9 protein-coding genes are annotated in these 15,145 nt (G+C 45.2%); 7 read left to right on the forward strand and 2 right to left on the reverse strand.

Annotated elements, in window-relative coordinates; all coding sequences use genetic code 11:
- Nucleotides 1–3: 3 nt before the first annotated feature.
- Together DD657_RS11980 and DD657_RS11985 are read right to left on the reverse strand one after the other, a co-directional pair.
- Nucleotides 4–1,770, reverse strand: coding sequence for a class I mannose-6-phosphate isomerase (locus DD657_RS11980; protein ID WP_287050014.1), 1,767 nt, complete (start codon nucleotides 1,768–1,770; stop codon nucleotides 4–6).
- Nucleotides 1,771–1,780: 10 nt separating this feature from the next.
- Complete coding sequence (locus DD657_RS11985) at nucleotides 1,781–2,680, reverse strand: ROK family protein (protein WP_021986815.1); 900 nt, start codon at nucleotides 2,678–2,680, stop codon at nucleotides 1,781–1,783.
- Nucleotides 2,681–3,028: 348 nt separating this feature from the next.
- Between DD657_RS11985 and DD657_RS11990 the strand changes: the two genes are divergently transcribed.
- The 7 genes from DD657_RS11990 (at nucleotide 3,029) to DD657_RS12020 (ending at nucleotide 15,122) form a co-directional block, all read left to right on the forward strand.
- Nucleotides 3,029–6,100, forward strand: coding sequence for a SusC/RagA family TonB-linked outer membrane protein (locus DD657_RS11990; protein WP_287050016.1), 3,072 nt, complete (start codon nucleotides 3,029–3,031; stop codon nucleotides 6,098–6,100).
- Between the two features lie 12 nt (nucleotides 6,101–6,112).
- The gene (locus DD657_RS11995; RefSeq protein ID WP_118774638.1) at nucleotides 6,113–7,711 is read left to right on the forward strand and encodes a RagB/SusD family nutrient uptake outer membrane protein; all 1,599 of its coding nucleotides are present in this window, start codon (nucleotides 6,113–6,115) and stop codon (nucleotides 7,709–7,711) included.
- Nucleotides 7,712–7,847: 136 nt separating this feature from the next.
- Nucleotides 7,848–8,984, forward strand: a complete 1,137-nt coding sequence (locus tag DD657_RS12000) for a SusE domain-containing protein (RefSeq protein WP_273134539.1) — start codon at nucleotides 7,848–7,850, stop codon at nucleotides 8,982–8,984.
- A gap of 154 nt (nucleotides 8,985–9,138) precedes the next feature.
- Nucleotides 9,139–10,356, forward strand: a complete 1,218-nt coding sequence (locus tag DD657_RS12005) for a glycoside hydrolase family 76 protein (RefSeq protein WP_021986811.1) — start codon at nucleotides 9,139–9,141, stop codon at nucleotides 10,354–10,356.
- A gap of 258 nt (nucleotides 10,357–10,614) precedes the next feature.
- Nucleotides 10,615–11,796: a glycoside hydrolase family 76 protein gene (locus DD657_RS12010; RefSeq protein WP_068691824.1), complete on the forward strand. Its 1,182-nt coding sequence runs from the start codon at nucleotides 10,615–10,617 to the stop codon at nucleotides 11,794–11,796.
- A gap of 20 nt (nucleotides 11,797–11,816) precedes the next feature.
- Entirely contained in the window at nucleotides 11,817–14,186 is a 2,370-nt protein-coding gene (locus tag DD657_RS12015) for a GH92 family glycosyl hydrolase (protein WP_287050018.1), read from the forward strand.
- Between the two features lie 195 nt (nucleotides 14,187–14,381).
- On the forward strand, nucleotides 14,382–15,122 hold the full coding sequence (locus DD657_RS12020) for a GntR family transcriptional regulator (protein ID WP_068692419.1): 741 nt from the start codon (nucleotides 14,382–14,384) through the stop codon (nucleotides 15,120–15,122).
- The last annotated feature ends 23 nt before the right edge of the window (nucleotides 15,123–15,145 follow it).

A 15,145-nucleotide genomic window follows, 5' to 3' on the forward strand; every position in this document is an offset into this window, starting at 1 on the left:
TTATTATTTCATAAACGCTTTGACAACCTGTACTTCCCGTCCCGACTGATTGATGAGACGGTAACTTCCTGCAGCAGCCGAAATGACATAGGTTTCTGCATAATGAAGTTGCTGACGCACACCTCCGGCCGTTTCGATCAGGATTTTTTCACCTTCAACCAGGTTCAGTACATGGCATTTTCCTTCGGTTTTTACCTCTACATCCGTATGGAATGTGTAGCGGTGTACATCGTAGGAATGGTCCCGATGGGTAGGTAAGTGCCAGAGCTCCCAGTCTGCCCCTTTTTCCAGAAGGGCCGGGTGAGAGATCAGCTCTTGTTTTACCTTTTCCCCTTTCCGGTCGAAATAAAGGTTTTCCATTGCCCGTTTGATATTCAGGGGTCTGGGGGTCCCGTCTAAGTCCAGAGCCAGCCAGTCGTACATTTTGAATGTAAAAATGTATGGCGTTGTGCTGATTTCCAGAACCAGGTTATTGCGTCCCGAACTGTGTAACGTACCGGGAGGAATGAGGTACAGGCCGTGTTTATGGGCAGGATGGGACAGTATGTACCGGTTCACATCCAGGGGCGTATTTTTTTGGAAGCTTTCGGTTAAAGCCGCTTCGAATTCGGCGGGTTGGATACTTTCCTGGAAGCCCAGGTAAACGACGGCGTCGTCTTTGCAGTCCAGCACATAATACGTTTCTTCCTGTGTAAGTACTTCACCGAAATTCCGGCGGGCATATTCTCTTCTGGGGTGGCATTGGATAGACAGGTTGCCCCCGTCGAAATTGTCCAGATAATCCATGCGGATGGGAAATTCATCCCCGTATTCATTGTAACAGGCTTCGCCGACAACGGCTGTTCCGGCTTCGTACATCAGGCTGTCGAAAGAAACTTCCAGCATATTTTTGTCGCTTTCGAATAAAATACCGTTTTCCGGTACGATCAGTTCGAATGACCAGGCATAGTTGGGAACATCTTTGGGAAGTCCTTCGATGTGTTCTTTGATCCATTGACCTCCCCAGGCACCCGGTTCAAACCAGGGACGTACCCGGAATCCGTTTGTTGCTAATGTTTTAAGCCCCTGACGTAACTCCTCGCCTTTCATCCAACTGATTTCTTGCGGTCGTTGTCCGTCCACCATGATGTCAATGCTGGGAAGTATCGCTTTTTTATGCCGGTTGAGAAGTACCCAGTCTACAAAATAGAAACGTTTGTACATCACTTTCGGGGCTGCGGTTTGAGAGGTCCCGAGGTTGTGGATAACACCGGCACGGGCTCTGAATTGTATTTCGTTTTTGGGGAGGTCGATATATATAAGCTTGCCTTTCCAGCCTGCCAGCGAAGCTCCGCATCCGACGAGAATGTTCATCGGAGCCTGAGGATCCGGTTGTATCTTTTTCAGTTGCCCGGCGTCGAAGTAGTCCGATAAATTAAAATCGGCTCTTTTCCCGAAAATAGGATCGTCGCCGCCGAGGAAGGGTGCTGCTAACGTATTGATTTCTTCTTCTGATTTCAGGGCGGCACGGATGTCCCACCAAACGGCTTGGATACCTTTGGCTTGTAAGCAAAGGTTCAGTTCTTGTTTGAACAAATCAAAAAGTACCCCGATATAGCCGTCGATAACGACCGTTTTTTCCCTGGCGATTTCATCGGCTAAAGAGTGAAAACCGGCTTTGATTTTTCCGTTACCCAGGTTAAAAGTTGGGTATACATCGTATTGTCCCGGCGTATTGTCCGGTTTTTCCAAAGGTAATAAGTATTGTGACGTTTTTCTGAATTTTTCCATATCGAATCGTTTAATGCTTGTGATGAATAAATAAGGAGGCTGCCCCCAGCATTGCGGCGTTATCCCGTAATGAAGACAGGCGGATGGCGATGTTTTCACCTTGTTGGCTGAGACGGCTTTCCAAACTGGGGCCGAATAGGGAATAGGCCCTGGAAATATTGCCTCCCAGAACAACAATATCAGCCTGGAATTGACGGACTAGCGGCAGAATAAAGTCTGCCAGCCGTTGTCCGTATTCTTTGAATATTTGTCCTGCAACCGGATTAGCGGGCACCTGGTCTGCAATTTCTTTGGCTCCTGCGACCGTTTTTCCGCTTAATTCGAAGAAGCGATGGCAGAACCAACGGGTTGAAAAGGCATTGTCGGCAATACCGCCATCAAAAGGCAGATTGTACACCCAGCCGTTTGCAGGTACGGAAGGACCGGTTTCGATCAATTGCTTGCCGGCGATAAAACCGGAGCCGATACCGGTTCCCAGTGTAAGAGCAATGATCCGGTTGGCGTCCCGGGCACAACCGCCGATGGCTTCCCCCAAAGCAAATGCCCCTGCATCGTTAATGTACCGAACTTCCAGGCCTGTTGCGGATTGCAATGCCGATAACAGGGAATGGGTTACGTCCAGGCCGAACAAATGTTCGAATTTATCTACTCCTTCGATCTTACAAATGCCGTTCCTGTAATCGAAAGGGCCCGGAAATGCAAAACCCAGGCCTTGCGGATTCACGCCGGAAGCTGAAATACTGGCTTGGATACATTTTGTCCATACATTTAACAAGACAGATGGATAAGCTGTATTATCGGCTTCCTTTTTAATTATGGTATTGTCTAAAATAGAACCGGAGGAGAGGTCTACCACGCACGAACCTATGTGACTACCACCGATATCAATACCTACAGTGTATTGGGTCATGTCTTCTGATTTTGTTTTTTTATATTCTTCGCATAAAAAATATGCTTAAAAATTTTTTTTTTCAAAAATATACTTACATTTGCATCATGTTTGAACATATTAGACATGTGCAAATATAGAAAATAAAATTAATACCAAACAATAGAAAAAGAAAATAAAAAAAAGTTTGCCTTTTTATGTGTGCTGAAAAGTGCATACGTTTTAAAACCAGGAAAAAAACGGAAAATCCAAATCAGAAAAGAAAATTATTTAAAGAACGAAAAATTGGAATATATTAATTAAGACGGTAATAATTTATTGACAATTAGTATTTTGTGTGTTAAAAATTTTTGCAAAACTCAATCAATTATGAAACAATCATCTGATTCGAATGTACAGAAGTACATGATTATGCCCTCGGAGGGATCACGAGTGGCGAAACGATTGTTTGCAATGGTCTGGCTTGTTTGTTTGAACATGCTTGTGGCCGGTTCGTTGTTTGCTCAACAGGGAACGATTGCGATCAAAGGAAAAATCACATCTGCTGCCGACAGGGAAGCATTGATAGGTGCGACAGTATTAATAAAAGGTTCCGGAGTCGGGACGGCTGCCGATATTAACGGGGAATTCACTTTGAATGCAGCACCTGATGCTGTACTGGTGATTACTTGTATCGGTTTTCAGCAGCAGGAGATAGCGGTAAAGGGCAGGACGGCTTTGGATATTGTTATGCAGCCGGAGACGATCAGTCTGGAAGATGTGGTGGTTATCGGTTACGGGACGCAAAAGAAAGTGAATTTGACCGGAGCTGTGGCTTCAATTTCTTCTAAAGAACTTGCCGGCAAGCCGGTTGCAAACGTTGTCGAGGCTTTGCAGGGAACTACGCCCGGATTGGTTATCCAACAATCCAATTCGCAGCCGGGTATGCGTCCGAGTATTAATATCCGGGGATTGAATACCTTGAATAATAACGATCCGATGGTGATCATCGACGGGATTATAGGGGATATTCAGAACGTAAATCCTTCTGATATTGAAAGTATGTCCGTATTGAAAGATGCATCTTCTACGGCTATTTACGGTTCACGGGCTTCTAACGGAGTGATCTTGATTACCACAAAGAAGGGAAGTGCGAATAAAACGGAGATCAATTATCAATTTATGTACGGATGGCAGGACCCGACTTGCTTGCCGAAGATTGTGGATTCCTGGGTTTATGCTGAATTGAGGAATGAGGCATTGGTGAATTCCGGCCGGCCGACCGCTTTTACCCCGGAACAGATCAACTATTACCGGCATGGAGGACCGAATGTGAAATGGATCGAGGAGTTATATAAGAAAGCAACTCCTCAGCAATCTCACAGCTTGTCTTTGACCGGGGGTAATGACAGGACGACTTACTTGTTATCCATGGGTTATATGGATCAGGGCAGTATGTTTAAAGGGCCGAATTACGGTTTGAAACGTTACAATGCCCGTTTGAATTTGCATCATAAAATGTATGAAAATCTGACAATTGATGCGACGATTGCTTATGCCCGCAATGAAATCAAGGATCATGCTTATTGGACGGAATGGTTGATCGAACAGGCCAACCGTATGCCTTCTATTTACGAGATCAAGGATAAAGACGGTAACTATACGTTCCCGAGCGGAAGTAATTCCAATGCTTTGGCCCGTTTGGAACGGGGTGGATACCGGAAGAGTATGAACGACGACCTTTCTGCCACTTTATCAGCTGAATTGCATATATGGGACGGGTTGAAGTTGAAAGGTATGGTCGGAGGTCAGTTGTATAATAACCGGATGCATGAAAACCGGAAGGCAATCGATATCCCGGGGTCCGGAGATACGGAAAACCGGATGACGGAAAATTTCGGACGTACGCAGAATATTACGACCAATCTGATGCTGACGTACGATAAGACTTTCGGTAAACATACCGTAGGTGCTATGGTCGGATATTCTTATGAAGGAAGTCGTGACAACAGTTTTCAGACCTATCGTTTGAGCGATGCTCCGAATTACGATATTATGGCCGGAGCTCAGACGACCGGTACCGGTAATGAAGGATGGGCCAGTGACTGGGCGATTTATTCTGTTTTTGCCCGTTTGAATTACAATTACGAAGGACGCTATTTGTTTGAAGCCAATTTAAGAGACGATATGTCTTCGAAGTTTGCCAAAGGGAACCGTTCGGCCCTTTTCCCCTCTTTCTCTTTGGGATGGAGAATTTCGGAAGAAAAGTTCTTTGAAGGCATCCGGGATTATATCCCTTCCCTGAAATTGCGCGGTTCCTGGGGATTGGTCGGAAATAACCGTATTGATAATTACCAGTATTTGTCGACGATCAGTGTTGCTCCCGGATATAATTTCGGAAATAATGTTGTCAATACGGCCGGATACGGTTCTGCCAATGCGGATATGAAATGGGAGACGACCCGTATGGCTAATGCCGGTGTGGATTTGGGATTGCTGGACAATGCACTGAATATATCTGCTGACTTTTTCCATAATATGACGCGTGACATTTTGATCGCATTGCCGGTGCCGGGAATATACGGTGGCGGTGCGCCGATACAAAATGCCGGTAAAGTGAAAAACTACGGTTGGGAGATTGCTGCAAGCTATCGGTTTAAGACCGGTGGTATAGAGCATACGATTTCCGGTAATATTTCCGACAGCTACAATGAGGTTGTAGATACCAAAGGGGTGGAATGGATCAATGGCTATGATGTCAATACCATTATTAAAGAAGGTTATCCGATCAATTCTTATTATGCATATCGTTGGGACGGCTTTTTCCAGAATGAGGCAGAGGTAGCGAAAGGTCCCCATCTGGACGGTATTACGCCGAAACCCGGAGATATCCGTTATATCGATAAATCCGGTCCCGGAGGAAAAAGGGACGGTGTGATCAAAGAAGACGACGACCGTTTTATTCTCGGCAATAACTATCCCCACTATACTTATGGGTTCAGCTACGGTTTCTCTTGGAAAGGTTTTGACTTTTCGATGTTCTGGCAAGGCGTCGGCAAACGGAGTGTATGGTTGCGCGGGGAGGCTGTAGAGGCGTTCCACAACAACAACGAGGGACCGGTACTGGATTTCCACCAGGATCGTTGGACTCCTTCGAATCCGAATGCTACCTATCCTCGCCTTACTGTCGGTTCCGAATCGGCTAATAATGCTGCAAAATCGGATTTCTGGATTCAGGACGGTTCGTATTTGCGTTTGAAAAACCTGCAATTGGGGTATACTTTCCCCGCCAAATGGTTGCGTAAAGCCTGTATTAAGGATTTGAAAGTGTATGTCAGCGGACAGAATCTGTTTACCCACAGTCATATCAAAGGCGGTTGGGACCCCGAGACAACGGACGGTGGCGGACGTATTTATCCGGTATCCAGAGTTATCTCCTGCGGTTTGAATGTTAAATTTTAAAAGGGATTGAAAATGAAAAAAAATATCATAAAAACAGGTCTCTTGGCTATAATGTCTGTCGCTGCGGTGTCTTGCATCGACCTCGATACGGCTCCTTACGACAGAGAAACTGATCTTACGGCCTGGGACAAACCGGAATCGGCGATAAATGGAGTAAACGCCTGTTATCCGACAATGATCAGTGCGGAAGAGTTGTTGTATGCCGATGCCATGTCGGATAATGCCTATACGAAAGTGAATAATACGTTGAACCAGGCAATCGGTAACGGGAGCTATTCAACGGCGCATAACTATGTGAAATTGGTATGGGATAGCCGTTATGCCGGAATACGGGTATGTAATAAATTATTGGGAAATATAGATAAAGTACCGGGGTTATCCGATGAATTGAGGGAGCGTTACCGGGGAGAAGCCCGTGTGATCCGGGATTTTCATTATTTTGAGCTGTTATCCAAATTCGGGGATGTTCCTTATTTTACCAATGATATTTCGATAGCCCAGTCACAAAGTATTGCCCGTACACCGAAAGCTGAAATTGTTGAAAAACTGTTGACGGATTTGAGTCAGGTGATCGATTCGGAATGTTTGCCGTCAGCCTATGGAGATACGGATAAAGGACGTATTACCCGTTGGGCGGCTATGGGACTGAAAGCCCGTATTCTTTTGTTTGAAGGACGCTGGGGGGAATTAAAAGAGGTAACCGGCCGGATTATGCAGGAAGGACCGTTCAGTTTATTCCCGAGTTACAGTGGTTTGTTCGAAGTTGCCAATGAAAATAATCAGGAAGTGATTCTGGATTTGCAATATATTGCTTTAGACCGGGAACAAAACGAACAGTATGAATTTTTACCGCCTTCTTTGGGGGGATATGCTCAATTGGCTCCGCTTCAGGAACTGGTGGACGATTATGTGATGCTCAACGGTAAAGGTATTCATGAAACCGGTTCGGGATACAGTGAATCACAGCCTTATGTAAACCGTGATCCCCGTTTGGCTGCAACCATCGCTTATACGGGTAATAGCTATACTTTGGCAGACGGTACCGAACATGTGATAAATTGTGACAGAGAAAGTGTTCCGGACGGTTTCGGTTACTCTTCCGACTGTTCACCGACGGGATATTATATTAAAAAATATTGGGATAAGACGTATCGGAGTACCCATATGTCGGGGCTGAATATGATTATTCTGCGGTATGCAGATGTTTTATTGATGCATGCGGAAGCCTTAGCCGAATTGGGACAATTGGATGCCTCTGCCTGGAATAAAACGATTCGTTTGATTCGGGAAAGAGCCGGATTTGTCGATGCTACAGCTTTGGATTTCCCCGGTGGCGGACCGGAAGCCTTGAAAAACATCGTTCGGCGGGAACGTCGGTGTGAATTGGCATTGGAGGGATTGCGCCATAAGGATATCATCCGTTGGAAAACGGCAGAGAATGTATTGAACGGCTGGTGTCACGGATTAAAAACCGGTGATGTGGTCGGTGCCGATAACGGTTATGTGAGGATCGAAAACCGGGTATTTAATCCGGCTAAGCATTACTTGTGGCCGATCCCGCAGAATGAAAGGGATTTGAATAAGAATCTGACCCAGAATCCGAGTTGGTAAGAATGTGTCGGTAGATGCTAAAAAGTAGTACTTTATAAATGAATGATACATTTCAATATTCCGGTCGTCTTTGATTCAGGAAGATTGTGAAAATGTAAATAAGTCGATGGACTTAATGATTAAACAAAAACACAAAATGAGACATTTAGCTTTGTTTTTAACGGTATTTTCCTTCCTGTTGACGGGATGTGAAGATGAATATAGTTATTCGGCTGAATTTACCGTACCCCAGACATTGATCAGTCCGGTACCGGTGCAGTTGGATTTAACTTCGACTCAGAATGTTGTATTTTCGTGGAAAGGCGGAGGTGCAGCAGACGGTGGTATTTTATTGTATGAGGTGTTGTTCGATAAAGAAGATGGGGATTTTTCGGCTCCGATTTATAAAACTCCCAGTGATCTGGGGGCAGAACCTCAATTGACGATGACTCATGTCATGTTGAATAAACTGGCCCGTTTGTCCGGAATAAAAACCGGTCAGACCGGTACGTTGAAATGGACGGTAAAAGCTTCCCGCGGAGGTGTCGTGAAGGAAGCAGCCGCGACGGGAGAGGTGACGCTTACCCGTCCGGAAGGACTTGAGCTGCCCGAACAACTATACCTTTTCGGTACAGCTTCCGAAAACGGAGCTGCCGGACAACCTTTCCGTATCGCCAGTGACGGTATCTATGTTGTATATACGACCTTGAAAGCCGACGGGAATATTTATTTTGCCGGAGGAGTGACAGAGGATGACGTAAAATATTACGTCAATGGAGACGGAGTTTTGACGGAAGGCAATGCGACGACAGAAGTAACGAAGCAGGATGTTCCCGTGCGCCTGACTGTGAATTTCAATACGAAAGCGATGACAATCGAGACTGTTTCGGCCATCCGGATGATCTGGGGATGTAATTACAATACGATTGCAGACCTGACTTATGCGGGGAACGGTATATTCAAAGCTACCGGTGTGGCCATCGAATTTGTACAGCCGGATCGTCCGAATACCAATCCTCCGGATTGGCTGGGTTGGACAGAGGAACGGTATTATTTTATTGCGACGGTAAATGGTGTAGAAGTATGCTGGGGACGTATGGATAATGTATCTGCGGAACGTCCGACAGGAAACGAACCGTTGTCGTTCTATGAACTGGGCGAGTTCGGCTGGAGCCAGTGGGATCACTTGTGGAAGATGAGCGGTAGCCTTGATGTAAAGAGATGTACTGTTACGATTAATACGAATATAGAGGGGTTGATGGTGCATCAGTTTAGCGATGTCCTCCCTCTGTAGATGACGATTGCCACACATGTGGCAATGGAAACTGAAAGTCGGAAGTCAGAAGTCCCTGGATTTTTGACTTTTGACTCTCATCCGAAAATATCCATTCACAGTCGCTAAGGGAAAATGGCGTTTTGATTTCCCGGGGACTTAAAAACAACGAAGTATGAAAAAAATATGTTATTTGATGTTGGGTTTGCTGTTTATGGCATGTAGTGACGGTTCGGAAAAATGGTCTCCCGGCGATGATGATCCCGATGATCCTTCCGGTGGTGGTGAGGAAACCGTTATTTATCATCAACGGGCCAAAGAGATGTTCGATTTGGTACAGAGGTATTACAAACACGGTAATTCCGGTTTGTATAAAGAGAGTTTTCCCTCCCAGTCCGGCGATCCGGAATACTCTTTTCTGTGGCCTTACGACGGACTGGTATCGTCAGCGGCTTTATTGACTCAATTGGGATATGATGTCGGTTATCCGGAAATGGTAAACGGATTTGAAAAATATTGGAGAAATGGGGCTAATGGCAACAATATCGGAGGATATGGCTCTTCGACAGATGGGACTACCGGAGGCGGAACCCGTTTTTATGATGATAATTCGATTGTCGGAATCAGTTTGGTAGAGGCTTATGAAGTGACAGGAAATGCCGATTATTTGCAGCGGGCTGGTCGGATTGTTAAATTCTTACAGAGCGGAGAAGACAATGTATTGGGCGGAGCCTTATGGTGGAATGAAGATCAGAAAAATATGACAGGAGAACCCAATTCCAATAAACCGAGTTGTTCCAACGGATATGCGACGCAGTTTTTGTTGAAATATTATGCTGTATGCGGGGCTTCTGAAAAAGCCGAAGTATTGGCTTTTGCAAAGCGCTTGTACGAGTGGTTGCGGACCAATTTATTAGATCCTTCGGACAAATGTTATTGGAATGATATAAATGCCAAAGGAGAGATCAATAAGACCAAATGGACATACAACACCGGCGTCATGGTGCAGAATGGGATTTGCTTGTATCGCATTACCGGTGAGCAAAGGTATTTGACGGAAGCGGTCGCTTCCGCACAGGGTGGATACGATTTTTTTGTCCGGACGCGGAATGGGGTGACATTGGCTTATCCCGACAACGATCCCTGGTTTAATACCAAGTTGTTACGGGCTTATATTGATTTACAACCTTTGCACCGGGGTGCCGATGCCTGGATCAAGGCTTATCAGAAATTTATCAATAACGGATACGACAATGCCCGGACGGACGAGGGATTCTTTTATGAAGATTGGACGGGTGCCAGTGCGAAACGGTATTATTCGCTGCTGATGCAGGACGCCGTTATTGAATCGTACGGTGCATTGGCTTTGTATGCAGGAGAAGAAGTAAACTGAAATATCGTAGATTTTAAATTTTAGATTGAAAAACGGATAGGAACTTTAGGTTTTCTCGACAGCTTTAAACTCTCTCGACAGTAGCAAAGCCGCACTTGGCAGAACCGAAGGTTCGTTAATCCGCGGATAATGCGAACGTGTTAATCTGAAATCGCAGATTTCACAAAGGGGAGGATTGCGGATTCAATTTAAAGTCGTAAATCTAAAATCTGCAATTTTTAGGCAGAGTTTAATAAACAATGGACTTAAAATCTTAAAATAAAAAATAGAATGCGGAATTTTTTGATTATAGCATGGATTTGTGTTGTGGCCGGAGGATGTCAGGTGGCGAAGAAACCGACTCCCTATCTGGATAAGGCCAAAACGATGTTTGAAAAGGTATGGAATAATTATCGGGTAAAGGAGTACGGGTTGTTTTCGGAATATTATCCGAATACGTATAAACCGGATTTGACCTATTTTCAGGACAGTGCCCGAAAAGCTCAGAAAGTATCTTTTTTGTGGCCGATGAGCGGTGTTTTCTCGTCCGTAAACCTGTTGGCCGAGCTGGATCCCCGGAATTATAGCGTTTATCAGGACTCTATGGTGAAGGCCGTAGAGATGTATTATGATGATCAGCGTACCCCTCCGGGATATCAGGCCTATCCGGTATGCTTTGAAAAAGTCGACCGTTATTATGACGATAACGGTTTGGTGGGGATCGATTATATTGATGCTTATAAGTCGGCGAAAAATCCGGTATATCTGGCTAAAGCAAAAGAAGTGATGACTTTCATTATGAGCGGGTGGGACGATAATTACGGCGGCGCTGTTTCCTGGCTGGAAGGGCATAAGGATCAGAAGCCGGCTTGTTCGAACGGTAAAGCTACTGTCCTGGCTTTGAAATTATATGAGGAAACAAAGGAGCAGCAATACCTGGATTTAGGGCTTCGGTATTACAATTGGATGATGGAACATTTATTGGACGATTCGTTGAATATTATCTGGAATTCTTTATTGACGGAAAAAGGCGAGGTACAACAACATGCCTATACCTATAATACGGGAACAATGATTCAGGCTGCCGTGCGCTTGTATCGGTTTACCGGGGAAGAGAAATTTTTGAAAGAGGCCCGGGAGATGGCAGAAGGAAGTTATCGGTATTATGTTAAAACAACACCGGAAGGTGTGGTTTATATAAGCGACCTCCCTTGGTTTGTGACGGTTCTTTTCCGGGGATATCAGGATTTGTATGAGATCGACGGGGACACTAAGTATGTAGATGCGATTATTGCCAGTGCGGATTATGCCTGGGAACATGCCCGGGATGTGGCCGGTTTGATTTACAATGACTGGACCGGAAGAAACGACGAAAAGACAAAACCCAAATGGTTATTGGATGAGTCTTGTATGATTGAGGTATATACCCGGGCTGCTATGATCCGGGGTGAAATAGAGTAAATCTGATAAAAAGAAAGAAGATGATACGAAAATATATATGGGTAGTATTGTGTATTGGGCTGCTGGGGCAAAGCCGGGCGGAAAGTTTGAAGCCGATAGATTATGTGAATCCGAATATCGGATCGGTGCATAGCCGGTGGTTTTTTTATACTCCGGCGGCAGAACCTTTCGGGATGGCCAAGTTAGGAGCGTCGACAAACGGGAGCTATGGGAATGTACAAGGCTGGGAGGCTGTCGGTTATGAAGACGGACATACTTCCATCGATGGGTTTCCCTGTTTCCATGAGTTTCAGGTAGGAGGGGTCGTGTTGATGCCGGTGGTCGGAGCGTTAAAAACGAATCCCGGAAAATTGGAAAATCCGGAGGAAGGGTATCGTTCCCGTTTTGACAAGGCAACGGAAAAAGCCCGCCCGGGATATTATTCGGTCGTATTGAAAGATTATGATGTGAAAGCCGAATTGACGGCCACGACCCGGGTCGGATTTCAACGTTATACTTTCCCGGCTTCCGATATGTCCCGTATTGTTTTCGACGTCGGTAACCGTTTGGGGGAAAGCGGTGCGGTACGGAATGCTTATGTGAAGTGGGATGGAAAGGATGTGGTTGAAGGATATGTCATAACGGAACCGGAATACGTGAAAAAATACCAGGCCGGAGCTACTGTGAATATGTATTTTTATGCCCGGTTGAGCCGGACACCGGAAAGTGTGGATGTATTTTACCGGGACGGCGAAATACGGCAGGCTGCGGAGATTGAAGGTGCCGGTGCCGGAATGAGCTTGAATTATAAGACGAAGGCAGGGGAAGTAATCGATGTGAAAATCGGACTCTCCTATACTTCTGTTGAGAATGCAAAATTGAATTTCGAAACGGAAGCTGCCGGGTTGTCTTTCGAGCGGGCATTGAAGAAGGTAACGGCCAAATGGGAAGAAAATCTGGGCAGAATATCGGTGAGCGGAGGTACGAATGAAAGCAAGATTAAATTTTATACCGGACTCTATCATGTTTTGTTGGGACGGGGAATCGTCAGTGATATTAACGGGGCATACCCCAGAAACGACGGCACGGTAGGACAAATTGAAAAAGACCGGCACGGTAATCCCAAACACAACCACTATAATACGGATGCCGTATGGGGGGCTTACTGGAACCTGACCCCATTATGGGCTTTGGCATTTCCCGAATATTACAATGATTTTATCAGTAGTCAGTTGTTGGTGTATGAGGATGCCGGATGGCTGGGAGACGGTATTGCCTGTAGTAAGTATGTTTCCGGTGTCGGAACGAATATGATGAGTATAGCATTTGCCGGAGCTTATCAAAGCGGGCTTCGGGGATTTGATGTGGAAAAAGCTTATCAGGCTGCTTTAAAAAATGAGTTGGGTTCGGAAGGACGTATCGAGGGAGCGGGTAAAATGGATGTGAATCAGTTTGTGAAACTCGGGTACGTTCCTTATGAAAACAGCTATCATTTCGGTACGCACCCGGGAGGCTCTACTTTTTCGGCTTCTCATACCCTGGAATACAGTTTTAGTGCTTATGCGGTGTCCCAATGGGCAAAAGCGTTGGGAAAACAGGAAGATTACCTGCGTTTGAAAGAATTGTCGAAAGGCTGGGAGAAATTGTTCGATCCGGAATGTAAAATGATTCGGCCGCGGGTAGTCGGCGGTGCCTTTATCGATAAATTCGATCCGTTGGAATCCTGGAGGGGTTTTCAGGAAGGGAATGCGATGCAGTATACCTTTTTTGTTCCTCAGGACCCCCAGAGCTTGATCCGGAAAGTAGGAAAAGATGAATTCAACAATCGGCTGGATTCCATATTTACTGTTGCCCGTCAGACTATTTTTGGCGGGGGTAAAGTCGTAAATGCTTTCTCCGGTTTGCAAAGTCCGTATAACCACGGCAATCAGCCGAGTCTGCATATTTCCTGGTTGTTTAATTTTTCAGGAAAGCCTTATCTGACCCAAAAATGGACCCGTTTGATTTGTGATGAGTTTTACGGTGTGAGCGGAGAACATGGATATGGTTACGGGCAGGATGAAGATCAGGGACAATTGGGAGCATGGTATGTCATGACTGCTATGGGGCTGTTCGATGTACAGGGCGGAGCAACGGTACATCCCACTTACCAGTTGGGAAGTCCTCTTTTCGACCGGATTGAGATTCGTTTGAGTCCGGTAAATGCTTCCGGACGTAAATTTGTGATCGAGACGACCGGAAACGGCCCCGATGCTTACTATGTACAATCTGCTTCTCTGAATGGGAAGGATTTGAATAATTGCTGGATATACCGGGAGGATATTTACAAAGGCGGTGTGTTGAAATTGAAAATGGGCCGGCAACCGGCTGAGACCTGGGGGGTGAAAGAACCGCCTTATTATGCCCAATAATAGTGATGTGACGAGATGTGGAAATAAGGCTGTGCCGGATTTCCACATTCTTTTGGGAATTGTATGTGTTTGTGACTACGTATCAGATAAGCCGGCCTTTTATTTGTACTAATTGAGGCACTTTCATGATTTTTTAGTTAAAACGATTAAATTTTTTTATCTTTGTAGGAGATGTTTGGGACAAATGTAGAGATTATGTCGTTAAAATTGGATCATAACAGCACTATCCCCCTGCATGTGCAGGCCGAAAACCTGTTGAGGTCGCTTATTTCGCAGGAGGAATATCAGCATGGGAAATTATTGCCCAATGAGGTGGAGTTGGCTCAACAATTGAATATTTCCCGTAATACATTAAGACAGGCCATCAATCGTTTGGTTTTTGAGCAGCGCTTGATTCGTAAAAAAGGTTACGGAACAGTCGTTGCACCTAAAGGCGTATATAGTAATGCCCGGAACTGGACGAGTTTCACACGGGAGATGAAAGCTTTGGGGATAGAGATAAAAAATTTCGAATTGCATGTAAGCTGGCAATCTGTTTCCGATAATGTGGCTAATTTTTTTAATGTACCGGTCGGTACGAAGGTGTTATGTATGGAGAAACTGAGAGGAAAAACGGATTTTCCTTTCGTGTATTTTATTTCGTATTTCAATCCCCGGATCGGTATTACCGGGCAGGAGGATTTCAGTCAGCCTTTGTATGACATGTTATCTAAAGAATTCGATATAGAAGTGGGTATTTCCCGGGAAGAAATCAATGCCAGACATTGCCCCGGCAAATATGCGGATAAATTGAATATCGAGGAAGGAGAACCGATATTGGTCAGAAAAAGATATGTATACGACGTACAGGATATGCCTGTCGAATTCAATATCGGATATTACCGGGCAGATAGTTTCACTTATTCGATAGAATTCAGGAAAGATCAGAATAATTAAAAAAAAGAGAGTTGCAATGCAAC

Source organism: Culturomica sp. (assembly GCF_003524185.1).
Taxonomy (GTDB): domain Bacteria; phylum Bacteroidota; class Bacteroidia; order Bacteroidales; family Marinifilaceae; genus Culturomica; species Culturomica massiliensis.